The sequence below is a fragment of the Paenibacillus sp. Y412MC10 genome, from assembly GCF_000024685.1.
GTDB lineage: Bacteria > Bacillota > Bacilli > Paenibacillales > Paenibacillaceae > Paenibacillus_AQ > Paenibacillus_AQ lautus_A.
The window spans coordinates 1,089,834-1,113,206 of the sequence record NC_013406.1 but is presented as its reverse complement, the minus strand read 5'-3'; the positions used below and the strand labels follow the sequence as shown (position 1 = coordinate 1,113,206).

At 52.6% G+C, this 23,373-nt stretch carries 23 protein-coding genes and 1 riboswitch; of the genes, 1 reads left to right on the top strand and 22 read right to left on the bottom strand.

Annotated features, from left to right (window positions below):
* Nucleotides 1–144: 144 nt before the first annotated feature.
* The 8 genes from purF to purE form a co-directional block, all read right to left on the bottom strand.
* Nucleotides 145–1,623: an amidophosphoribosyltransferase gene (gene purF, locus GYMC10_RS04715; RefSeq protein WP_009592356.1), complete on the bottom strand. Its 1,479-nt coding sequence runs from the start codon at nucleotides 1,621–1,623 to the stop codon at nucleotides 145–147.
* Nucleotides 1,608–3,851, bottom strand: coding sequence for a phosphoribosylformylglycinamidine synthase subunit PurL (gene purL / locus GYMC10_RS04710; RefSeq protein WP_012819096.1), 2,244 nt, complete (start codon nucleotides 3,849–3,851; stop codon nucleotides 1,608–1,610). The genes purF and purL overlap by 16 nt, the downstream gene beginning before the upstream one ends.
* Nucleotides 3,829–4,518 (bottom strand): phosphoribosylformylglycinamidine synthase subunit PurQ, encoded by a 690-nt coding sequence (purQ, locus tag GYMC10_RS04705; RefSeq protein WP_012819095.1) that lies wholly within the window; start codon nucleotides 4,516–4,518, stop codon nucleotides 3,829–3,831. Before purQ ends, purL begins: the two co-directional genes overlap by 23 nt.
* Before the next feature lie 4 nt (nucleotides 4,519–4,522).
* Nucleotides 4,523–4,768 carry a phosphoribosylformylglycinamidine synthase subunit PurS gene (purS, locus tag GYMC10_RS04700; protein ID WP_012819094.1) on the bottom strand — a complete coding sequence of 82 codons (246 nt, stop codon included), beginning with the start codon at nucleotides 4,766–4,768 and terminating at the stop codon, nucleotides 4,523–4,525.
* A 49-nt stretch (nucleotides 4,769–4,817) separates the two neighbouring features.
* Nucleotides 4,818–5,708, bottom strand: coding sequence for a phosphoribosylaminoimidazolesuccinocarboxamide synthase (locus GYMC10_RS04695; RefSeq protein ID WP_012819093.1), 891 nt, complete (start codon nucleotides 5,706–5,708; stop codon nucleotides 4,818–4,820).
* A gap of 226 nt (nucleotides 5,709–5,934) precedes the next feature.
* Nucleotides 5,935–7,230: an adenylosuccinate lyase gene (gene purB, locus GYMC10_RS04690; RefSeq protein WP_009592336.1), complete on the bottom strand. Its 1,296-nt coding sequence runs from the start codon at nucleotides 7,228–7,230 to the stop codon at nucleotides 5,935–5,937.
* Nucleotides 7,231–7,233: 3 nt separating this feature from the next.
* Entirely contained in the window at nucleotides 7,234–8,421 is a 1,188-nt protein-coding gene (gene purK, locus GYMC10_RS04685; RefSeq protein ID WP_012819092.1) for a 5-(carboxyamino)imidazole ribonucleotide synthase, read from the bottom strand.
* Complete coding sequence (gene purE, locus GYMC10_RS04680) at nucleotides 8,418–8,903, bottom strand: 5-(carboxyamino)imidazole ribonucleotide mutase (protein WP_009592351.1); 486 nt, start codon at nucleotides 8,901–8,903, stop codon at nucleotides 8,418–8,420. The genes purK and purE overlap by 4 nt, the downstream gene beginning before the upstream one ends.
* Before the next feature lie 192 nt (nucleotides 8,904–9,095).
* Nucleotides 9,096–9,197: riboswitch (purine riboswitch) on the bottom strand.
* A gap of 610 nt (nucleotides 9,198–9,807) precedes the next feature.
* Between purE and GYMC10_RS04675 the strand changes: the two genes are divergently transcribed.
* On the top strand, nucleotides 9,808–10,419 hold the full coding sequence (locus GYMC10_RS04675; RefSeq protein WP_012819091.1) for a histidine phosphatase family protein: 612 nt from the start codon (nucleotides 9,808–9,810) through the stop codon (nucleotides 10,417–10,419).
* A 32-nt stretch (nucleotides 10,420–10,451) separates the two neighbouring features.
* Here GYMC10_RS04675 and GYMC10_RS04670 read toward each other — a convergent pair whose 3' ends face one another.
* The 14 genes from GYMC10_RS04670 to GYMC10_RS04615 form a co-directional block, all read right to left on the bottom strand.
* Entirely contained in the window at nucleotides 10,452–10,730 is a 279-nt protein-coding gene (locus GYMC10_RS04670; RefSeq protein WP_012819090.1) for a hypothetical protein, read from the bottom strand.
* A gap of 195 nt (nucleotides 10,731–10,925) precedes the next feature.
* The gene (locus GYMC10_RS04665) at nucleotides 10,926–11,360 is read right to left on the bottom strand and encodes a universal stress protein (protein ID WP_012819089.1); all 435 of its coding nucleotides are present in this window, start codon (nucleotides 11,358–11,360) and stop codon (nucleotides 10,926–10,928) included.
* A gap of 123 nt (nucleotides 11,361–11,483) precedes the next feature.
* A complete protein-coding gene (locus GYMC10_RS04660) occupies nucleotides 11,484–11,747 on the bottom strand; it encodes a DUF1294 domain-containing protein (RefSeq protein WP_012819088.1) in 264 nt (87 codons plus the stop codon).
* 239 nt (nucleotides 11,748–11,986) lie between these two features.
* The gene (locus tag GYMC10_RS32450) at nucleotides 11,987–12,124 is read right to left on the bottom strand and encodes a hypothetical protein (RefSeq protein ID WP_012819087.1); all 138 of its coding nucleotides are present in this window, start codon (nucleotides 12,122–12,124) and stop codon (nucleotides 11,987–11,989) included.
* 107 nt (nucleotides 12,125–12,231) lie between these two features.
* Entirely contained in the window at nucleotides 12,232–14,370 is a 2,139-nt protein-coding gene (locus GYMC10_RS04655) for a DNA topoisomerase III (RefSeq protein ID WP_012819086.1), read from the bottom strand.
* A gap of 62 nt (nucleotides 14,371–14,432) precedes the next feature.
* Nucleotides 14,433–15,599 (bottom strand): bis-aminopropyl spermidine synthase family protein, encoded by a 1,167-nt coding sequence (locus GYMC10_RS04650; RefSeq protein ID WP_012819085.1) that lies wholly within the window; start codon nucleotides 15,597–15,599, stop codon nucleotides 14,433–14,435.
* A gap of 358 nt (nucleotides 15,600–15,957) precedes the next feature.
* Nucleotides 15,958–16,410, bottom strand: a complete 453-nt coding sequence (locus GYMC10_RS04645; RefSeq protein WP_012819084.1) for a GNAT family N-acetyltransferase — start codon at nucleotides 16,408–16,410, stop codon at nucleotides 15,958–15,960.
* Entirely contained in the window at nucleotides 16,410–17,060 is a 651-nt protein-coding gene (locus tag GYMC10_RS04640) for a sigma-70 family RNA polymerase sigma factor (protein ID WP_012819083.1), read from the bottom strand. The genes GYMC10_RS04645 and GYMC10_RS04640 overlap by 1 nt, the downstream gene beginning before the upstream one ends.
* 181 nt (nucleotides 17,061–17,241) lie before the next feature.
* Nucleotides 17,242–18,258: a zinc-dependent alcohol dehydrogenase family protein gene (locus tag GYMC10_RS04635; protein ID WP_012819082.1), complete on the bottom strand. Its 1,017-nt coding sequence runs from the start codon at nucleotides 18,256–18,258 to the stop codon at nucleotides 17,242–17,244.
* A gap of 123 nt (nucleotides 18,259–18,381) precedes the next feature.
* Nucleotides 18,382–18,564, bottom strand: coding sequence for an N-acetylmuramoyl-L-alanine amidase (locus GYMC10_RS33255; protein WP_410002338.1), 183 nt, complete (start codon nucleotides 18,562–18,564; stop codon nucleotides 18,382–18,384).
* A complete protein-coding gene (locus GYMC10_RS32860) occupies nucleotides 18,554–18,775 on the bottom strand; it encodes an N-acetylmuramoyl-L-alanine amidase (RefSeq protein WP_251500049.1) in 222 nt (73 codons plus the stop codon). Before GYMC10_RS32860 ends, GYMC10_RS33255 begins: the two co-directional genes overlap by 11 nt.
* A 647-nt stretch (nucleotides 18,776–19,422) precedes the next feature.
* Nucleotides 19,423–20,244, bottom strand: a complete 822-nt coding sequence (locus GYMC10_RS04625) for an MBL fold metallo-hydrolase (protein WP_012819081.1) — start codon at nucleotides 20,242–20,244, stop codon at nucleotides 19,423–19,425.
* An 87-nt stretch (nucleotides 20,245–20,331) separates the two neighbouring features.
* Nucleotides 20,332–22,260 (bottom strand): FtsX-like permease family protein, encoded by a 1,929-nt coding sequence (locus GYMC10_RS04620; RefSeq protein ID WP_012819080.1) that lies wholly within the window; start codon nucleotides 22,258–22,260, stop codon nucleotides 20,332–20,334.
* Nucleotides 22,235–23,005, bottom strand: coding sequence for an ABC transporter ATP-binding protein (locus GYMC10_RS04615; protein ID WP_012819079.1), 771 nt, complete (start codon nucleotides 23,003–23,005; stop codon nucleotides 22,235–22,237). The genes GYMC10_RS04620 and GYMC10_RS04615 overlap by 26 nt, the downstream gene beginning before the upstream one ends.
* Nucleotides 23,006–23,373: the final 368 nt, after the last annotated feature.

The window sequence follows — 23,373 nt, the reverse complement described above, 5'->3', positions numbered from 1 at the left end:
TTCAGTTCACACATCATTTATGGGCTTAATCAATAATCAGCTTAAAGAGGTTGTTCAAACCAACCTTCTCGGTGCTGAAAACCGACCTTTTTGAACACGCACTTAATGGGTGTATCCGAGAAAAAATGGCTGTCCGCTGCAGAATCAGCAGCTGCAGCCCATCTTCTCTTCCCCGTTGAAATCAATCTGCGTCGGGTATTCATTATCAAAGCATGCCATGCACAAGCCGCCTTTAGGGCTGTGCTCATCATAACCGCCAATGGCGGATATCAGTCCCTCCGGACTCAGGAACGACAGGGAATCCGCATTGATCTCACGGCAGATTTCCTCGACGCTTTTCTCGGAGGCGATCAGCTCCCTGCGGTCCGGCGTATCGATGCCGTAGAAGCATGGGTTCTTGAACGGCGGCGACGTAATCCGCACATGCACTTCGGTCGCGCCCGCTTCCCGAAGCAGATTGACGATCCGGCGGGACGTGGTTCCCCGTACGATGGAATCATCGATCATGACCACCCGTTTGCCTTCGACCACGCGTCGTACCGCGCTCAGCTTCATCTTCACGCCCTGCTCGCGCAGCTCCTGGCTCGGCTGAATGAACGTCCGGCCCGTGTATTTGTTCTTGATCAATCCCAGCTCGTAAGGAATGCCCGTCTGTTCGGCATAACCGATGGCGGCCGAGATGCTGGAATCCGGTACGCCCGTGACCACATCTGCATCCACGAACGATTCCAGGGCCATTTTGCTGCCCATCCGTTTGCGGGCCGAATGCAGGTTGGAGCCGTTCAGATCGCTGTCCGGACGGGAAAAATAAATATATTCCATTGCGCACAACGCTTTGCGTCCCGCTTCCGTGTAACGCTCTTCCCGAAGCCCGTTCCGATCGAGGATCAGCAGCTCCCCAGGAGCGACGTCGCGAATCGCCTCAGCTCCGATAACTTCAAGCGCACAGGTCTCGGAGGTGAAGATGTACGCATCGCCCAGACGACCCATCGTGAGCGGACGGAGTCCGTTCGGGTCCGAGGCGACGAGCAGCTTGTCATTGGTCATGAGCAGAAACGCAAAGCCGCCCACCAGGCGCTGCAAGGCATCCTTGGCAGCCTCGACAAAATCCTTCGGCGAACGCGCGATCAGATGCGCAATGACCTCCGTATCGCTAGTCGTTTGGAAAATGGAGCCTTCCATCTCCAGCTCGCGCCGAAGCTTCGGCTCGTTTACGATGTTGCCGTTCGTAGCAATCGCCAGATTGCCCTCACGATATTTAAAGACGAGCGGCTGCGCATTCGTCAGCCTGCTGTCCCCGCTGGTCGAATACCGGACATGCCCGATCGACATGCTGCCCTGCAGCGATTCCAGCTTGTCTTTATCAAACACTTCTTTTACCAGCCCCATACCGCGGTGATAATTGAAATTCTCGCCGTCGGCCACGCAGATTCCCGCGCTCTCCTCGCCGCGGTGCTGGAGGGCGTGAAGCCCGTAATAGGAAAGGGAGGCGGCATCGGGATGCCCAAACACCCCGAATACGCCGCACTCTTCTTTTAAAGTATCGAAAATATCGCTCTGACCTGTTCCCTCATTGTAGTAATCCCCTGTCCACAGTCCTTCGGGTATCAGTTCATGAGACATGGAATGGCATCCTCCCAGACGGATTTCAAAGCCTCCACGGATTCTTCCAACGCAGAAGCACCGTTAATGTTAATGCTAAGCTTGTTTCCGCCGACTACGCCAAGCGCGGTAAATGGAACGCCCGCTTCTTGCAGGAGCTTCTCCAGCGCATTCTTGTGATCAGGAGACGCGGACAGCACGATCCGGGATTGGCTCTCGCTGAACAGCGCCACGTCGTTGCGCAGATCGGTTGCCCATTTCACGCTCGCGCCGATGCCGCCGCTGATGCAGCTCTCCGCCAGCGCGGCTGCAAGTCCGCCCTCTGACACGTCATGCGCCGATTGGACCAGACCCGATTGGATGGCTTTCAGTACGCCGCCCAGCAGTTTCTTCTCGATATCCAGGTTGAGCTCCGGCGGTCTGCCTTCCGACACCCCGTGAATAATCGCTTGGAACTCGCTGCCTCCCAGTTCGGCAAGGGTATCGCCCAGCACATAGATGGCATCGCCCTCCGCCTTGAAGGCTTGCGTCGTAATATGATCCGTATCATGGATCAGGCCGACCATGCCGACAACCGGCGTCGGATAAATCGCGCCTTTGGCATTCTCGTTGTAGAGGCTGACGTTTCCGCCGATGACCGGCGTTTCAAGCTCACGGCAAGCTTCCGCCATGCCGTCCACGGCTTTTTCCATCTGCCAGAAAATTTCCGGCTTCTCCGGGCTTCCGAAGTTCAGGTTATCCGTAATTGCCAGCGGTTCGGCACCGGAGCACACGATATTGCGCGCCGCTTCGCTGACCGCGATTCTGCCGCCGAGCTCAGGGTCGAGGTAGACGTAACGTCCGTTGCAGTCCGTTGTCATCGCCAGGGCTTTACGCGTTCCATGCACCGTTACGACGGCTGCATCCGAGCCCGGACGAACGGCCGTGCTGGTGCGAACCATATAATCGTATTGGTTGTAGACCCATGCTTTGCTCGCTAGGCTTGGCGAAGCGAGCACCTTCTTGAGGGCGCCGCCCAAGTCCTTCACTTCTTCATAACGGAGCGTATCCACCGCAGCCTGCTCTTGATAATAAGCCGGTTCTTGGGATGGTTTGTTATAAATCGGGCACTCGTCGACGAGCGCTTTAACCGGCATGTCGCCAACCACCTCGCCGTGGTGGATCAGCTTCAGGCGGCCATCGTCCGTTACCTTGCCGACTTTGGCGCAGATAACGCCCCAGCGCTCGAAGATTTCGCGCGCTTGCGCTTCATGTTTCGGCTCAACGACGAACAGCATGCGCTCCTGGGATTCCGACAGCATCATTTCATAAGGGGTCATACCCTCTTCGCGCTGAGGCACCTGATCCAGGTACAGCTCCAGGCCATTGCCTGCTTTGCTTGCCATCTCGGCACTGGAGCAAGTCAGTCCGGCTGCGCCCATATCCTGAATGCCCAGCACGATGCCGGAATCGATCAGCTCGAGGCAGGATTCCATCACGAGTTTCTCCATGAACGGATCGCCGACCTGAACGGCCGTACGGTTCGCTTCGGATTCCTCCGTCAGCTCAACGGAAGCGAAGGTTGCTCCATGAATGCCGTCTCGGCCTGTCGGAGGCCCGACATAAAAGACCGGATTGCCTACCCCTTTTGCAACGCCGCGCTGAATCTTGTCATGGTCGATAACGCCTACGCACATCGCATTGACCAGCGGATTGCCTTCGTAGCTCTCGTCGAATACCACCTCGCCGCCTACCGTCGGGATTCCGATGCAGTTTCCGTAGCCGGCTATGCCGGATACCACGTGTTCAAACAAATATTTAACGCGATCGCTCTCCAGCTTGCCGAAACGAAGCGAGTTCAGAATCGCTACCGGTCTTGCCCCCATGGAGAATATATCGCGGATTATGCCGCCTACGCCCGTAGCTGCGCCTTGGTAAGGCTCTACAGCGGAAGGGTGGTTATGGCTTTCGATTTTGAATACGACCGCTTGGTTGTCGCCGATATCGACGATCCCTGCGCCTTCGCCCGGTCCCATCAGGACCCGTGGGCCGCTTGTCGGGAAGCCGCGAAGCAGGGGCTTGGAGTTTTTGTAGGCGCAGTGCTCGGACCACATGACGCTGAATACGCCGATTTCCGTGTAATTCGGCTTGCGTCCCATGAAGGAACAGATCAGCTCATACTCGCTGTCCGAAACTCCCATCTGCTTGTAAATCTGATGCTCTGCGATCTGTTCTGCCGTCGGTTCCTTAACGGACGTTTGCTGCGCCATGAGTATCCCTCCATGCCTGTAATATGGATGTAAACATTGCTTTACCGTCATCCGAGCCGAGCAGGCTGCTCACCGCGCGCTCCGGATGCGGCATCATGCCGATCACGTTGCCGCGCTCGTTGCAGATGCCCGCGATATCCTCGATCGAGCCGTTCGGATTGTCTTGATACGTAAATACGATTTGCCGGTTGTCCCGGAGCTTTTGAAGCGTTTCTTCATCACAGTAATAGTTGCCTTCGCCATGCGCGATCGGAATGACAATCTCTTGTCCCTCCGCGTAATCGCGGGTAAACGGCGTTGTATTATTGTTCACTTTAAGCACCGTGTCATGGCAGCGGAATTTCATCGAATCATTGCGCCGCAGGGCTCCCGGAAGAAGTCCGGCTTCCGTCAAGATCTGAAATCCGTTGCAAATGCCCAGAATATACTTGCCCTCTTCCGCCGCTTTCGCCACTTCGTTCATGACCGGGGCGAACCGGGAAATCGCACCACACCGCAGATAGTCTCCATAGGAGAATCCGCCGGGCACCAAAATACAATCGTATGGGGAAAGGTCCGTTGCCGTATGCCATACATAATCCACCGGCTGACCGATCGTCTCTTCTACCGCCTTATAGCAGTCAATGTCACAGTTGGAGCCAGGAAAGACCAGCACTGCAAATCTCATTGGTTTAGCCCTCCAATTCATAACGGTAGTTCTCTACCACCGTATTGGCCAGAAGCTTCTCGCACATTTCTTTCACTCGCAGCTCGGCTTCCTCACGGTTGTCCGTACCCAGCTCAAGTTCCATATATTTACCGATCCGCAGACTCTCCACTTCTTTGTACCCAATCGAATGAAGCGCCCCCTGCACCGCTACCCCTTGAGGGTCCAATACGCTCTGCTTAATCGTGACGTAGACCTTTGCTTTCAACATTGTATCCTGTTCCTCCTCGGTATATATGAATGAAATGGTTTATCAAAGCTTACAGGCTAACACCCGTGATTCGGCTGTAAATATCGCTGTAGCGGCGCGTCGTCTCCTCCACCACGGCTTGCGGCAGCGGATCCGGCTCACTGTTCTTATCCCAGTCGGACGAAGCAAGATACGTGCGTACCGGCTCCTTATCCATACTGTCGATCTCAATGTCGAGCGCATAATTCTTCTCATCCCAGAAACGGGAGGAATCCGGCGTGAAGATCTCGTCGATCAGAACGATCTCTCCGTTGATCAATCCGAACTCAAACTTGCAATCGGCCAAAATAATGCCTTGTTTGCGGCAGTAATCGCGGGCAAACTTGTACAGCATCAGGCTTTTGTCCTGCAGCTGCAATGCCAGTTCCTCGCCGACAAGCTCCTTCATGCGGGAAAGCGGGATGTCCTCGTCATGACCGACATCGTTCTTGGCCGCCGGCGTGAAGATCGGCTCCGGAAAAGCCTCGTTCTTGCGCAGGCCCTCCGGCAGCTGAATGCCGTTGACCTCCCCCGACGACTGATACTGCCTCCAGCCTCCGCCGGTGATGTACCCGCGCACCACGCATTCGATATCGATGCGCTCGGCCCTCCGGCACACCATGATGCGTCCGTCCAGCAGGTCCTTGTCCTTGACGGCATCGCCCAGCAGGTTCACGTCGGTATGCACGACATGATTGCGGATGAGCTGCTCCGTTTGTTCGAACCAGAAGGCGCTCAGCTTGTTCAGCACGGTTCCTTTAGCCGGCACGGGCGGCTCCAGCACATAGTCAAAAGCGGAAATGCGGTCGGTTACTACAATGAGTACGTGCTCGCCCAGGTCGTACAGTTCACGAACCTTGCCCTTGTACAGCAGCGGTACGTTGACCAGATGAGTGGCGGTCGATAATGCCGGTAATGTCATGAGTTCCTCCCCTTAGACTAGAGATTGTCTGCATATCATCACTACGAATGCGGATTATTTATCCGATCCCTGTTGCCCCCAGATTCCCTTGAAAATATGATTCAAAGGTTGAAATCCGGGGGCAAAGGGGACCGCTAACGCTTCTACAAAATAATTCCGCCTTCTCCGTTGCAGAAAATGATCTTCTCAAGATCTTTTATGAATGCGGATTTATCCGTTTCTAACCCTACTCCAACCCCAGCTTGGCAAAAATCGTATCCACATGCTTCAGGTGCCAGCTTGGATTGAAGGCATCTTCGATCTCTTCGGCGCTGAGCACCTCGGTGATCTCAGGCGTGGATTCCACGATCTCGCGGAATTGACGCTGCTCTTCCCATGCCTGCATGGCGCGTGGCTGAACGGTGTCGTACGCTTGCTCGCGGCTGAAGCCCTTGTCGATCAGCTTCGTCAGGATCCGGCCGGAGAAAGGAACACCATATGTGCGGGCCATGTTGCGCTTCATGTTCTCCGGGAAGACAGTCAGGTTCTTCACGATGTTTCCGAAGCGGTTCAGCATGTAGTTCAGCAGCATCGTAGCGTCCGGCAGGATGATACGTTCTACCGAGGAGTGGGAAATATCCCGCTCATGCCAGAGCGACACGTTCTCGTAAGCGGAAACCATGTGGCCGCGAATGACGCGGGCAAGGCCCGAGATGTTCTCCGAACCGATCGGATTCCGTTTATGCGGCATCGCGGAGGAACCCTTTTGTCCTTTGGCGAATGCCTCTTCTACTTCGCGAACCTCACTCTTCTGGAGCGCGCGTACTTCGGTAGCGAATTTCTCGAGCGAAGTAGCGATAAGGGCAAGCGTCGCCATATATTCCGCGTGACGGTCACGCTGCAGCGTCTGGGTCGAGATCGGCGCCGCCTTCGTGCCGAGTTTGCGGCAAACGAATTCTTCGACCGAAGGATCGATATTGGCATACGTGCCGACAGCACCCGAAATTTTGCCGTACTGCACGCCGTCAGCCGCATGGCGGAAACGCTCCAGGTTGCGGATCATTTCTTCATGCCACAGCGCCATTTTCAGACCGAAGGTCGTCGGCTCTGCATGCACGCCATGCGTTCTGCCCATCATCGGGGTATGCTTGTAAGCCAATGCCTTCTCTTTCAAAATACCGATAAAGCGCAGGATGTCCTGCTCCAGAATATCGTTGGCTTGCTTGAGCAGATATCCCATCGCGGTATCCACCACATCCGTCGAAGTCAAGCCGTAGTGGACCCATTTGCGCTCTTCGCCAAGGCTTTCCGACACGGCGCGGGTAAAAGCGATGACATCATGGCGGGTTTCCTGCTCGATTTCATAAATCCGATCTATATTGAAGGTCGCATTCTGGCGAAGCTTAACGGTGTCCTCCTTCGGAATGACGCCAAGGTCGGCCCATGCCTCGCATGCGCACAATTCCACTTCCAGCCATGCTCTGAACTTGTTCTCCTCGGTCCAAATCGCCCGCATTTCCGGTCTGCTGTAACGTTCAATCATCGTTTAATCCTGCCTCCAAATATTCATTTTCTCTACCCATTCGAGCGCGTCATCGACGTCCCCGCACAAGAGGTTGATATGTCCCATCTTGCGGTTAGCCTTCGCCTCGCTCTTGCCGTAAAGATGAAGCTTTGGCACAACGCCGAGAGACTCTGCAAGCGCGTCGTGCTCTCCAAAACGCCATACCGCTTCCTCCAGATGCTGCCCCAGGAGGTTCACCATGACGACCGGGCTCAGCAGCGTCGTGTCCCCGAGCGGCAGATCGCAAATCGCTCTCACATGCTGCTCGAATTGAGAGGTTGAGCATGCCTCCATCGTGTAGTGCCCCGAGTTATGCGGACGAGGCGCAAGCTCATTCACGAACAGCTCCCCCTCCTCGGTCACAAACATCTCGACGGCCAGCAGGCCAACAGCTCCCAAACCTTCTGCCACGCGTTCCGCGAGCTGACATGCTTTGCGCTTTACTTCGCTCGGCACGCGCGCAGGCACAATCGACAAGTGCAAAATATTGTTGACGTGCACGTTCTCTGCCGGCGGGAAGCTCTTCACGATGCCGCTAGGCGTACGCGCCGCAATGACGGAGATCTCGCATGCGAACTTGACGAACTTCTCCAATACCAGCTCAGTCCCGCTGGCAGCCAGCTCCTTGTAAGCCGATTCGAGTTCATCTTCGCTGCGGAGAACCGCTTGCCCTTTACCATCATAACCTCCCGTGGCGGTCTTTAGCACGCACGGAAGTCCAAGTTCGGAGGCGGCGGACAACAAATCTTCCAAGCTTGTTATTTCACGATACGGTGCAACCGGCACGCCGGCCGCTTCGATCGCGGCCTTCTCGCGCAAGCGGTGCTGCGTAGTGTACAGCAGCTTGCTTCCCTGAGGAACATAAGACTGCTCCTCCAGAAGCTGGGCCACGCCCGCATCGACATTTTCGAATTCGTAGGTAATGACATCGGCTTTCGCCGCGAGCTGCCGGGCAGCCTCGACGTCGTCGTAACGGGCCGTAACCTGCTCGGCCATCTGGCCGAGCGGAGAGTTCGGCGTCGGATCAAGGGTGACGAACGAATATCCCATCCGGATTCCGTCCAGCGCGATCATTCGTCCGAGCTGCCCGCCGCCGAGTACGCCAATGACGGAACCCGGCAAAAGCTTTCTGCCGGATGCTCGCATCTGCTGTGCTCCGTTCTCCATCATAGGTTATCGCTGCTTTCCAGCACTTCGTCCCGGATCCGGTCCCGGCGCGCTTGCACTCTTTCGCGAATCCCTGCATCCGAGGTGCCCAGAATTTGGGCTGCGAGCAACCCGGCGTTCGTGGCTCCGGCTTTGCCGATCGCTACGGTTGCTACCGGAATGCCCCCTGGCATCTGTACGATCGACAGCAATGAATCCAGACCCTTCAGCGCTTTCGATTTAACCGGAACGCCGATGACCGGCAATACCGTCTTCGAAGCGACCATCCCGGGCAGGTGGGCGGCTCCGCCGGCTCCGGCGATAATGACGCGAAGCCCCCGGCCCTCCGCTTCCTCGGCATAACGGAACATCAGGTCCGGCGTCCGGTGAGCGGATACGACTTTTTTCTCATAAGGAATTTCAAGCTCGTCTAGCACCTGGCATGCATGGGACATCGTATCCCAATCTGATTGGCTTCCCATAATGACTCCTACTTGTGCTGTCATGAGTTACCCCCGCTTTCTGCGAAATTCGACATTCATATGACTGCTGAAAAAAAAGTCCGATCCCGTAAACACAAAGTTCTGTGCAGGTCTCGGACATACAAGGATTACGAACGCTGCCGCCTGCGTCAAGCAGAAGAGCCTTGCGCATCCGCCGCCTAAGAAGCAAACATGAAGCCAAGCCCCGTCGTTGCCGCACCGTTTGTATTCCCTCGTAGTCCGAAAATTTACGGTTTTCGGGTAGAGACTTCCGGGCCATATCCCCGGCTTTATACGAGACATATTCAATTTCATCAATCATGCTTCATAAGTTATTTTGAACCTCAACATCCTCAGTTTATCAATTTCTGACACCTAATGTCAACCTAAACACGAACAATCGGATTTACAGAAAAAATAATGTTCGTATCTGGCAAGTGAGCAATGCAGCAGCAAAAAGTATGTGCAGATGAAAGCCGCTGATTCAAAACTTCCGGGAGACAGCGGCATTAAAAAACGTAGACAACTACTGAACATTAAAGGGCATGAGCTGTGCATGTGGAGCATAGTCGGCGCTGCGCTGACGCATCGTGATTCCGATCGGCTGTTAAACACGGGAAACTGGATTGAACTATAATGGATGTTTCCCGTGTTTAAAGGCGAACGCTGGCGCTTCTCCATCCACGATTCGTCCGCTCCGCTGGAGCGAGAACCTTTTTTGCTGCTGCATTGAGGGTAAGGGAAAAGTATTATCGCAGAATAAAATAAGATCGGATTCTGCTCTCTAATTGTAATTACTTGCAAGGAAGATGGAGTCGAGTGTCGAAATCTTAACATCCGTCAATAGAATTTAATACGACGAATCATCTTATCCGACGTTTAAATTTGAATCTCGCAAAATCAGAATCTATTTTCTAAGGAGGAACCAATGGCTATCTATTTCGTAAGGCATGGTCAGGACGAAGAAGGGTATCGCGGAGGATGGAGCCAGCGCGGGCTCATCGATGAAGGGATCAGGCAAGCGGAGAAGCTGGGGCAGTACTTGGATGAACACAAGCATGATTTTAATATCCACCGGATCATTTGCAGCGATCTGCAAAGGGCTTGTCAGACAGCCGCAATCATTGCTGATAAACTTAGCCTGCCCTTGAGCGGCTCCGAGGATTGGCGGGAGACCAACAACGGTCTGCTCGCCGGAATGCCCCACGCATTAGCGGAAGAGAAATTTCCCGGGCTGTATTTTTCCAGCTTACGGATGGACGAGAAATACCCTGGAGGTGAGAGCCCGCTAGAAAATTTCCAGCGGATCAAGGATACCTTCACCAAACTATGCCAGGATCAGGAATCGGCGAATCATCATGAAAATGTATTGGTGGTTACTCACGGCGGAGTGATTAACATCATTTATCATCTAATCAAGGATATGGCATGGACCAATAAGAATCCGTTCTTTCCGGCGGCGAACACCGGGCTGCACCGAATCGAGTCTCGCGACGGGCGATGGGAGCTTACCATGGAGAATGCAACCCCTCATTTGTAATCGAGCATCGGACATTTTCCGTCATGCCTGTTCTACCGTTCCCCATGCTTGATGGCATCTACATATTGTTTGGCTTCAACCAAAGACAATCCCAATTCTTCTCTTACGGTTTTAATTGCTTTAATATCCTGCCCATCCTGCACCAGCCGTTTGACTTCCGCAGGCACCGGCCGCTCGGGTATTCCTAAATGGCTTGCGATTTGGTTCAACGTGGCCTGCTGCCGTTTCATTCGCTTCTCCAAGTCCGTCATTCGGCTGGAAGCCATAAGTCCGACCAGAACGACCAAGATGATAAGAAGTATAATTTCCATAGGAGCCTCCTCTGACCAAATAATCACGAACGAACACCCAACATGAACTGCGCTATAAGAAAAAAATCGATCGACGGATCTCATAAGAAGATAGACCGCATTTGACGGAATTTTTTTCTTGCGAGATCAGGAGGGTGAGTCGACTGAAGTGTATACGTTCCTATCAAAAAGGGACGCCTTCGCGTCCCTTCCACATTATTTTACGACAAGTACCGGAATCGTTGCATGCTGCACCACGTTATGGCTGACACTGCCCAGCACGAACTCGCGGATGCCGCCAAGACCGCGGCTGCCGATGACAATCAGGTCACTCCCGTTCTGATCCGCATACTCCAGGATGACTTCGGCCGGAGGACCCTGGATCATCTCCACTTGACCGTTAACGCCCGAATTTTCGATCCGCTCGCGGATTTCCTCCGTCGTCTGCACGGCCAGATCGTAAACATCTTTATTGAGTGAAGCTGGAATCGGGGCAAGCCCTTCCCCAACGAAGAAACGAGGAAAATCGTAAGCATGAATGACATCCAGCGTTGCTCCCGGCGTTACCTTGGCAAGTTCCACCGCACGTCCGAGCGCTTTATTCGCTGCTTTGGAGCCGTCGTAAGCTAGAAGAATTTTAGTAAAAAGCATACAGGCCACCTCTTTCTGTTGTTAAAAGACCTACTACTTATTATTAAACAGCTTCATACCGGTATGAAACGAGCTTGCCGACTAACTGTCGGCGACATCCCTATGTAAATCATGGCAATGAGGCTAACCCCAGAAATACGTATATAATGCAACGTTTACGACTAGCAGCAGCGGTACTCCGACTTTAAATGATAAATGCCTCGTCTTATGACGCTTGCGGTACATCGCGATCCATACGCCCAAAGCCCCGCCTATGGCGGCCAACAGAAAAAGCGTCCTCTCCGGAACGCGGTCCCGTCCCAGCCGGGCACGCCGCTTATCCTCGGACATGACCAGATAGGCTACCGCATTGATAAAAATAAACCAAACGATCAGTGCAGGTCTCACGTTGGTTCACGCACCCCCATTTCTACTGATCGATCTTGCCAATCAGCCATTAGCTATACGTTCTACCGCTATTATAAAACCGCATGCTGATGAAGACAATGCCCGGCCATGCCTTAGGGGCATGACGCCAAGCGCTGTCCTTGATGCCATTACGAGGACACCGGCCGGCGGTCGTAAGATCCGACGGGCCCGTGCCCGGCATAATGACAACCCAAACATTTCTTAACCGCCACGAGCCATCAAGATTCGTTTTTGGATATTTCGTTCAGGCTCGGAACATAGTCTGCAGCCTTTTTCGGCTTGAGGGTTTTGCTCTCCTCCAGAATGCTTGATTTATTCTGCTGGTTTTCGGTCTTTCTCGCTTTATGGTTCGGCATGCAAATCACCCCCTGTCCGTAGAATGGGCCATTGCACCCGAGGTTATGCTAACAACGGCAAGAAAAACGCAATCCATCTTAGCCCTATGAGATTAACGCTCGAGAGACTATTCCTTCCCCTTCTGCTCGAGCGCTGCCTTCAACAGATCACCCAGGTTGGAACCGATCGACTCCTGCTTGCTGTACTGCTGCACGAGCTTCCGCTCCTCGCGTTTGTTCACGTGCTTGGCGTCCTTCTTCAGCGTTTCCGTAATGCCGCAGCCAAGGCACTGCACGAACAGCCCCGCCTTGCCTTCCTTCATCTCCATCTTCTTATGGCACTGCGGACAGCGGCGGTTGGACAGGCGTTTCTCGCCTGAGCGCTTGTACCCGCAATCGTCACTCGGGCAGACAAGCAGCTTGCCGCGCTTGGTCTTCTTCTCGAGCAGCCGTGTGCCGCAATCCGGACAGTGGCTGTTCGAAACATTATGCGGCTTGTATTCCGCTTCGCTTCCCTTCACGTCCGTGACCAGCTTCTTGGTCATATCCCGTATGCCGCGCAGGAACGGTTCCGGCTTGCCTTGCCCCTTCGCGATCCGCTCGAGCTCGGCTTCCCACCGCGCCGTAAGCTCCGGCGTCCGCAACTCCGGAGCAACCAGCTCGATCAGCTGCTTGCCTTTGCCTGTCGGATGGAGGGTTTGCCCCTGCCGTTCGATCGTGTCGGAGCTGACCAGCTTCTCGATGATGTCGGCCCGGGTTGCCGGGGTTCCAAGGCCGTGCTTCTCCATCTGGGAAAGCAGCGCCGCCTCGTTATACCGCTTCGGCGGCTGGGTCCGTCCCGGCTTCAGCACGCAGCGGACCACCTTCACCGATTCTCCTTCTTTCAGCTCCGGCAGGAGCTTGCCCGAAGAAGATGGGCCCTGACCATCGTCACTCTCGTCGTCCGTGTCATCCTCATAGTCGCCGCCATACACCTCGCGCCATCCGCTGTCCTTGATCGTTGTCCCTTTCGCATAGAGCTGTTCGCCTTCAATCTGCACGGTCACCGATACGTTATCGTAACGGGCAGGAGGATAGAACAAGCTGATGAACCGGCGCACGATGAGATCGTACAGCTTGCGCTCATCGACCGACAGCTGATTCAGCAGCACGGTCTGTTCGGTAGGAATGATGGCATGGTGATCCGTAACCTTGCTGTCGTCCACGACCCGTTTGCCTGGCGACAAATTCTTGCGAAGCAGCGGGCGCGCAATGGACGCATACGGTCCGATCGCAATGCTCGACAGCCTTTCCTTCAACGTCCCGACCATATCGGATGTCAGGTAACGGCTGTCCGTGCGCGGATAGGTGACCAGCTTATGCTGCTCGTACAGGCGCTGCAGCACATTCGAGGTCTGCTTGGCCGAGAACCCGAATCGGCGGTTGGCATCCCGCTGAAGCTCGGTCAAATCGTATGCCAGCGGATGCGGTTCGGTTTTCTCGCTCTTTTTCACGCTCACGATTTTTCCCGTGCTGCCTTCCAGCTTCTGCTTCAGCTTGGCGGCCTTGTCCTTCTCGAATAAACGGCCGTCTCCGCCGGCCGGACGCCACGAAACCTCAAAGCTTCCGAGATCCGCCTGCAGCGTCTCATATTCCTGTGAGCGGAAATTCACGATCTCCCTCTCGCGGTCCATGATCATTCCGAGCGTCGGCGTCTGAACCCGGCCCGCGGACAGCTGCGCATTGAATTTGGTCGTCAGCGCGCGCGTCACGTTCAGTCCAACCATCCAATCCGCTTCAGCCCTGCAGCGTGCGGACTCGTACAACCGGTCGAACTGCTGCCCCGGCTTGAGGGATGCGAAACCTTCCTTGATTGCCTTATCCGTCTGGGAAGAAATCCATAACCGTTTGAACGGCTTGTTCCACTTCGCCATTCTCAGGATCCAGCGCGCAAGCAGTTCCCCTTCGCGGGCGGCATCGGTGGCAATAATCATCTCGCCGACGTCCGAACGCTTCATCAGATGCTGCACCGTCTTGAACTGGTGGCTTGTTTCCTTCAGCACCTTAAGCCTCGTGTTGTCCGGCAGGATCGGCAGATCCTCCAGCGCCCAGGTCTGGTACTTCTTATCATAATCCTCGGGTTCGGCAAGCCCCACCAAATGTCCAAGCGCCCAGGTCACAATATATTTCGGTCCTTCAAAATAATTCTTCTGCTTCTCGCGGCTGCCCATCACTCTCGCAATTTCCTTCGCAACGGACGGCTTCTCAGCCAATACTAATACTTTCATAGCCCTCCCCTTCCTCTGTTCCCCTATTATAACCTCCCAGCGATTGATTCCACAAAAACGAATCAGATCATTTTCTTCGCCAGCAGGGTGAACGCATGATGGGCACATGCCGGACAACCCTGCTTCTTCAAATCCTCAATCGTGGTAAAATCGCCCTGCACGCCTACCTGCAGCTCGCTCTGACATTGGGTGCATCGGTAAGTTCGGACGGTCCGCCGAACCTCGCCTGTATAAAGCTCATCCTCAAAAGAACCCTTCATCGGCGGATCCGTATATTCCGTCGTTGTCAGCACGATCATTTGGCCGCTATTGCCGATCATCTGCGCTCCGATATATTGATTGAAATGAAGCTGCACCTGTCTGACCGACAACCCCATGCGGACGAATTCGCGCTGCATGGACCATGTGAAGTCGGGTGATTTATGCGCAAACGAGAGAAAGATGGGGCAGCCCTTCTCAGGCTTCAACGCGCTGAGGCCACGGGACAAGAACAAGGTCAAGCCTTGGAGCGTATACGGCGGATCCGTGAAAAAGCAATCGTATTGCCCTTTCCATTCCTGGGGCAGAGGCTGTCTGAGGTCGACATGCCTGCATGTAACCGATACATCTTCCCTTGCAGCCACGTCACCGATAAACCGCAGGAAGCGTTCATCGATATCCATCACGGTAAGGCCCGCTCTCTGCTCCTTAGCGTTCGGGAAGAGCCGTTTCAGCAGCAGGCCGAGCGAAATGCTCACGAGATCGTCGTCGCCCACGCACAGGATGTTTTTTCCGATCAGGCTGTGCTCCCTCAGGCACAGAATCGCCCTCCGGAGACTCGTCTCGACCGTGCATTGGGATTGGTCGATTTGAACATCGACCTGCGGGCGCTGCTCCAGAATCTCCGTTAGCCTAGCCAGCACATCGGAAAGCTCCGTCCGCCAATCGGCTTCGCCGGCCAGCAGCGTATGATACAGATCGATATCGATGCCTTCGTATCCCAGCTTTCGTTCGACATAGAGCTTTCCGGCAGAGGTGCAGCGTACTCCCCGCTCTTGAACGAGTGCTCCGGCTTTGATGAGCTCCTTCTTGATCGCCGCAGCGACCGGAATCGGCAGACAGGTATGGCGTCCCAGCTCTTTGGTGGATATGCCCGGGCGCATATAACTTGCTGTCAGCAGCTGTTCGATCACCTGGGTACCTTCTTGCAGGGAAACCTTCTTTTTTACCTCTTCTATATATTGGATCATGTGAAATCACGCTCTCTTCCTGAGTATGGGTTGCATTTCCCTGGAAAAGAACACACATGACCCCCTGCGTGCTGATAAACCGACATGAAAAAGGGACAGAAGTCCATGAACCATCGTCCACCTTCTGCCCCTTCAGCGGGAAGCCGTACCCAGGGTACGGTTATGTACAGTCAATATGATTATGGATGGCTGTTGTGTTCTTAACCAGGTGGACTCCAGCTCGAGCCATCGCAAATAAACCTCGCATAAGTAAGGTTTTTTCGCAAAGCGCTTGCCAGAGTCCTATAAAATTTGGTTAGTTAAGAACACGCACCGACATCAAGACAACTCCCCTATTTCAATCGAAATATCAAACCGCTTAAAACTTGTTGGACATAAAAATAATGTCCTGCTTCACTTCAAAACCATGCTTCCGATAAAAATCTTCGGCCGGAAGCCCCTTTCCCGTTAGCAGTACCATGCAACGAATGTTCATCGAATGTAAGTAGGCCTTTATTCCATTCATGAGCGCCGAGCCTAAACCGCTGCGCTGCAAACCGGTATCGATGAAATATTCCTGGATATGGTACTCCTTGCCGCTGTACCAGCTCTTTGTATGGCCAAAGGAGGCTCCCAGGATGCTGCCCTCCTGTTCGATAACGAATCCCAGGAACACCGGATTGTCCATAAATTCCTTAAGGTATTGCTGTACATGCAGCACAGAGTCCCACTGGTCGAACCAGGGTTCGCCGTTAAAGACCTTGAGCATCAGCTCGGAGCATGGCTCAAGATCGGATTCGTCCATCCATCTGACATTCGGATTCTTTCCCATTAAGCGGCTGCCCCCCATGATCCTTGCATCATGTTGAAGTCGGCAAGCCTTCCCGCCGGAATCGCATTATATATAGGAGCAAAGTCATTCAGACTCGACTCCTTACATACTATCGGGTCATGGCTCACGTTCCTTTCCGTGGAGGATTCCAGTCTTTCCGCCAATATGGCGCGCGCCCGGTGCAGACGGGATTTCACCGTTCCTTCCGGTATACCTATCATCTTGGCGATATGGTTGATCGGTATATCCCGATAATAGTGAAGCTGAATAACTCTGCGTAAATCGTCTTCCAGATGGGTCACGGCTTCGTTGAGTTCGATCGCTTCATACGGCAGTGTATCGGCACCCCCATTGGCAAGTTCAACCGTCCGCAGCCGCTGCTGGGAGCGCAGCAGTTGCAGGCATTCATGAATAAGGATACGGGACAGCCATGTTTTAAAATAAGCAGGCTGCTTTAAGGTCGACATCGCTGCGAAGGATTTAACGATCGCTTCCTGTACGGCATCCGCGCAATCCTCTTCCCGCCTCAGATACAAACGGGCTAAGCCATACAAATTACGCTCGCAAGCGTGGACCAGCCTGCTAAAGGCTTCGCGATCCCCATGCTTGGCAAGCTGGACATCGCCTTCTATATTGGATTTCTTGTTCACATTGGGAGACCTCCTTTGCAGCACTTCCTTGGCCTTACATAAGTTAGATGCCTGAGAGCGTGCTTAGGTTCACGCCAGTTCATCTTTTTTTTAAAAATCTGGTGTTTCCATCACTTTCATTTTCGCACAAATCCGTTAATTTCCATATTGACAGCCGAAACGTTCGAAGACCATTCGCACGTTAGTTGAATGAAAATGGTTCCAAAATCACTTTCCCTATGTGACCACTTTGTTGTGTTTCTATAATTGCTTTCTCATATTCCCGTAGACTAAAACGCGTTCTTGGTGCTTGAATAGTCAATTCCCCATCTATCACCAATTGGAATACATCACCAAAAGTTTCATGCCACCGAACATCGGAGATACCTTCAATCCATCTCCTAAGCCAATATGGTTTCACTCTGATATTAGAATGTTTATGGTGTATCCGAGCCCAATTCAATTGAGTTCCTGACATAAGACCAATATTTAATACTGTGCCACCTGGACGGATACACTCAATCAGGTCGTGTCCATCTTGCCCGCCAATGCTATCAATACCCGCCGTCGCCCCCATCTCACAGGTCAATTCCAAAACTCGATGGACAAGCAATTCTTTAGACGTGTCAATTACCGCCCAAGCACCAAGCGAATACAGTTCCTGGGTATGGCTATCATTTCTTACCACCGCAATCAATCTGTATCCAAACACCTTTGAAAACTGTGCAAAAATACGTCCTATAGCAGAACCGCAAGCATTTACAATCAACACATCATCAGACTTTAACCGCAATTCTTCTGCACAAATAAGCCACGCTGTCATAGGGTTAATGTACATTTGGCTTGCTGTTTCGTTATCAATTTCAACGGGAACCCGAATTGCAAGATTGGCTTTCGTTTTCACGTACTGTTGCCAAGTTCCTTCACCACGTAGAGGCAGTACCCGTTTACCTAAAAGGGATGCTGTTACGGATGAACCAACAGCTTCAACAACACCAACCCCTTCATATCCTGGTACTGCTGGCAGCTGAATTCGATGTTTATAGGCACCCCGAATCGGAATTAGGTCAGAAGGATTAATTGGACTAAGAATCATTCGAACCACTATTTCGTCGTGCTGAAGTTGTTTATCGTCTACTCGTTGTTCTAATTCCAACACTTCAAGAGGATGTCCAAACTTCTTATACTGTAAAGAAATAAACTCCTTAATGTGTATCACTCCTTACTGAATGATCCATGGCAGCCCGTCAGTTTTCCTTACTTGATGCTCAGATATTCTTTAATTCCATCGACAATAGCTTGAGCAGCTTTGTATTGTACGGTATTGGATAGCATTGCTTTTTTAATCGGAGATGTTACTCAGGAATCCAATTTCCAATAGGACCACAGCCATTTTCGTTTCTCTAATGACTTGGAAACTTTTATCTTTCACACCGCGGTCTTTCAGCCCCATTGCTTTGATTAAGCGCTTGTGAATAGCGTTAGCCAGCTGTTTACTGCTGCTTGGCTGAAGTCTATGTACCATTGGCTTGAGGTGACTCAAGAACACTGTTTCCATGTATAGATACAAATACGTCGGCATTTAATGTATTGGCAAGCTGCACACGTTCTGTTCGGGTAGGGTACACATCACTATCGCGGGTCATCAATACTTCGATTTCAGGCTCCTTCAACAGGAGTTCTTGCACTTTTAGAGATAAAGCAAGGTTAAAATCTTTTTCATGTTTATTAGAAATACTTGTCGTTCCCGGATCATCCCTCCATGTCCAGGATCGATCACTACAATCCTTTTCCCCCGCTCACCTGCCAAGGGTTCTTAAATAGGAGAATCGAAATCGCATGTATCATTTAAATCAATAATCAGTTGATCACCGATAAACTCATGATTAACTTGAATTATACTATCTCGATTCATTTCAATGACGATTCTGATTTGATCTGGATCACGATTAAATAACGAATATCTCACTTCCGATACATTGGGTTGACCACTAACATCCAACTTAGCCATAGATCCCGAGGCTAGTGGTTGTGATAAATCACCAAACGTTGTTTGTGTGTTTCGACGTAAAACCACATTTATGCGTGCAAGCAGCTCCAAAATTTCAAAAGGTTTAATAATATAATCATCCGCGCCGAGTTCAAACCCTGTAATACGGTCATATAGTACTACAAGTTCTTAAGCTCCGTAGCTATGAATATAAGATCTTCTCGCATGCCTAGTATAAGAATTATATCGATAAAATAAAAAATACGCGATTAACTTTGCCGGTCTGTTCAACTGTCTCATATAAAAAAACACCGCAAGGTCATCGCCCTCACGGTGTCTCGTTCAGCCTATAAAACGTTCATATCATGAAACGGATGATTGATCCGTTCTCATTCAATTTGGTTCCTTTTCCACATACCGACCTTGCTCGGGAACGGCCAAACGGTCAAAGTCCCGGCCCAACCGCGCAAGCGAAGTCGTCAGCTCTTCACCGCGCATGGAGACGCCGTGCCCCGTGACCAGAATTTCGGGATTCAGGCTTGCCAGGCGGCGAACCGATTCACGCGCCAGATCCCAATCCGGAGTAAAATACATCGGCGGACCGTGAAGCTCCTTCTCCTGCCCGATGACGGCAAGCGCCGACTCCTGCTTCACCGTAATGACCGCGTCTCCCGCTACGAGGACCCGGTCCCGTTCGCGGTACAGGGAGATATGTCCGGGGCTATGACCCGGCGTCGGCAGCCATTTGAATTCGGGAAGACCGGGCACGCTTCCGTCCTCCGGCAGCGGTCGTATCCTCGATCCCAGATCGATGGCTTTGTTCGGATACATGGGAGCAACGCGGGCCATCAATCCCCCGCCTACGCTCGGATCCCCCGGAGGATAGTCTTCTTGTCCCGTAAGAAACGGCAGTTCGCTCGGGTGTGCGTAGACGGGAACGTTCCAGCGATCGGCCAATTCCTTCACATTGCCCACATGGTCGAAATGGCCATGCGTCAGCACGATGGCCACCGGCGGCTTGCCGAATCGGTTCTCCGCTTCTTCCGCAATGGAACCTTCGAAATTTCCGAGTCCCGTATCAATCAGCACCCAGTCACCGGTTCCCGGCGTACCGATCATTTGGACGTTCACCATGACGGTACGCAAGGAAAGAATATCGGTCGTAACCTCTTCGGTCTCTACGGCACCCGTCTTTAACATGCTGTGATCATTCATTATGGAATCGCCCCCATTTCTCGTTGTGAAGTGCTTCTTGTAATAACATACCCGTTTTGGCCCTTTTCAACGAAGAAATGGCGGTTTTTACTGAATGATTTTGTTGAGACGCTCCAGATAACGCCAGCGAGTAATAAAGAAATACATGATCTGGATGCTCAGGAAGAAGATGAAGATCTTCAAACTATGCCCTACGATCGAGAAGTCTACCAGCTGCTGAAGCGCAACAAAGGCAACGCCGCTATGGATGAGTGCGATTAACATCGGCAAAAAGAACATAATGACAAGCTGCTTGGTAATGATGGTGCCAAGCTCTTTTTTGCTGAGTCCCACCTTGGCAATCATGCGATACTGCTGTTCGTCCCGGGCAAGATCCGCGTATAGCCGGAAATATACAAAGCTTGCCGCGAAGGTAAAAAACACGATGCCGACCAGGCCGCTAACCATAAGCAGAATGCCGTTCTGCTGCTGAGCGCTTTTCCAATCCAAGTACAATGACTTGAGATAATAGCTGTAGTCTTCCGGCTCTTTAAGACGTTCCTGAATCGATCTGGACACATCCCCTGTATTCTTCCAATCCTGAACGTAAAACGTATGGAATGCCGCATAACCGTATTCCTGATCCTGTTGTGTCTGGAACACATCCTCGTACAAGCGGTCGGATACGACCAGCGTATCGCCGTAGGTCGCGGGTACGGCAATAAACGTTTCGGCTTTGAGCACCTTGACGATTTCCGATTTCTTGCCGTTTACTACCTCGAACTGATCATTTAAGGGACCGTCTATTCGGTAGCTGTTCTTCTCCGAGACCGTTCCCGGAGTCAAGATCCCTTCCAGGTCGTCTAATGCTTCTGCCGGGTAACCCAGCGACTGAATGAGACTGTTATATTCGCTAAGCTTGATCAGCTTCACCCCGTTATCCGAGAATATCGGAGTAACCTCCGCCTCCTTGTACTGAAATCCGCCTTTCTTGAGCTCCTCCCTGATCATATCAAGATGACGATTCCCTTTATCAGCGTCCTCCTCATACATGGTGTACGTATAGGCATAAGGATTTTCCATGGCCGACAGGCCCGGATCTCCGATCGCAAGCGTGGTTCCGATCCCGGTAAAGGCGGATGCCGAGATGACCGATACGAGGAAGAACATCACCGCATTGTCCTTGATTCTGTACAGCAGCTCCGAGATCGTCAGCAGATTGGTTCGGCGGAAGAAGAACCGTTCTTTCCTCTGCAGATACCGCATGAAAAACACGCTGAACTGGGTGAAGAGAAAATAAGTGCCGATGATGACGAATACAACGCCTCCAAGCAACAGGAACAGATTGAAAATTTGGAGAATCGCAAAAGCCATCACCATGCCGTATCCGGTTCCAATCAGCAGGACAGCCAGCACGGCCAGCCAAGGCGATGCTTTGGGCTGCGGCTTCGGGCTTTCCTCTGCTTTCACCAGGGCGAGCAGCGTGCCCTTCCGCAGCATGAACGAGGAAAACAACGCAATCAGCAGGAACAAAACGGCATAAGCCGCAGCCGTAATGATCAGCGATTCGAGCGGAAAATAAAACGGAAGTCCCTTATCCACGGCCAGCAGCTTGGCGCTGATTAGCAGAATCAGCTTGGAGAACAGCAATCCCGTTCCGATGCCGACTACAATCGCTGCAGCGCCAATCAGGATATTCTCGATGAACAGCATCCGGTTCAATTGCTTGCGGGACATGCCGAGGATCAGCAGAATGCCGAACTCCTTTTTCCGAACCTTGATGAAAGCCCCCACCGAATACAGCAGAAAGAAAAATGAAAAAACGAATACGATGTACTGGGATACCGTCATGCCCATCGTACCCAGCATGGACATGGTACCGCTGGAGGAGACCAGGCCGTCCTTCAGCTGTGGGTGAAACGATAGCAGCCCGTAGGTAAAGAAAATCATGACTGAAAAAGCACTGCTCAGGAAGTGGGCAATATATGTGCGCTTGCTGCGCAGGACATTGTTAATGGCGAACTGGCGAAAATTCATGTCCCGAACCTCCCAGCAGCGATAACACATTGATGATTTTTTGATAAAAGGCCGATTGGCTGTCGCCGTACGTGATTTCGTTGTACAACTGCCCGTCCTTGATAAACACCACCCGATTGCAGTAGCTTGCGGCAACCGGGTCATGGGTGACCAGCAGCATCGTCACTTGGTCTTCCTTGTTTCTCCGGTCCATCATTTCCATGACGTCGCGGGCCGACTTGGAGTCCAGGTTGCCTGTCGGCTCATCGGCCAGAACCAGCTTCGGTACGTGGATCATGGCCCGCGCTATCGCCGTCCGCTGCGCCTGTCCCCCCGATATTTCATAAGTCCGCTTATCCAGTATCGATGTGATGCCCAGTTTATCGGCCAAAATACCGACCCGGCGGTTCATCTCATCCAGATCCACGCCGTCCAGCGCCAGGGGGAGCAGGATATTCTCTTTCACCGTCAGCGTATTCAGCAGGTTAAAGGACTGAAAGACAAACCCCAGCTCACGCCGGCGGAACATGGCGAGTTTATCCTGGGATAATCGGAACGGGTCCTCCCCGCCGATGGTGATCTCCCCGGACGTAGGTCGGTCGATGGTGGAGATCATGTTGAGCAGCGTCGTTTTTCCGCTGCCGGAGGGGCCCATGATGCCGACGAATTCCCCTTGGTTGATGCTCAGATTGATATTGGAAAGCGCCTCGTGGGACACTGCGGCCTTATAGACTTTGCCCAGATTGCGCACGTTTAGTATTTCCATCTTGTTGTAAACCTCACTTTCGTTATTTCGTTCCTGTAAGGTTAGTGTATAGCATCCGGCGGGCCATCTCCTATCGATCACTCTTTCGCCAACCTTACATCGGTGTAAGATTCATGCGCAGACCCGCTCTGGGTACGTCACGGTCGCAATCTAAAGGGCGCTTCGAGTGCGTAACGGTTGCGATTCCAGAGGTGCTCCGTGTACGTCATTGTTGCTATTCTAAAGGTCCTCCGTGTACGTCACGATTGCGATTCTAGAGGCCGCTACGAGTATGTCACTGTTGCGATTCTCAGGCCGCTACGAGTACGTAACGTTCCTACGATCGCTGTTGCCCCCAAATTTTCTGAACGATTACACCGAGGTGAAAA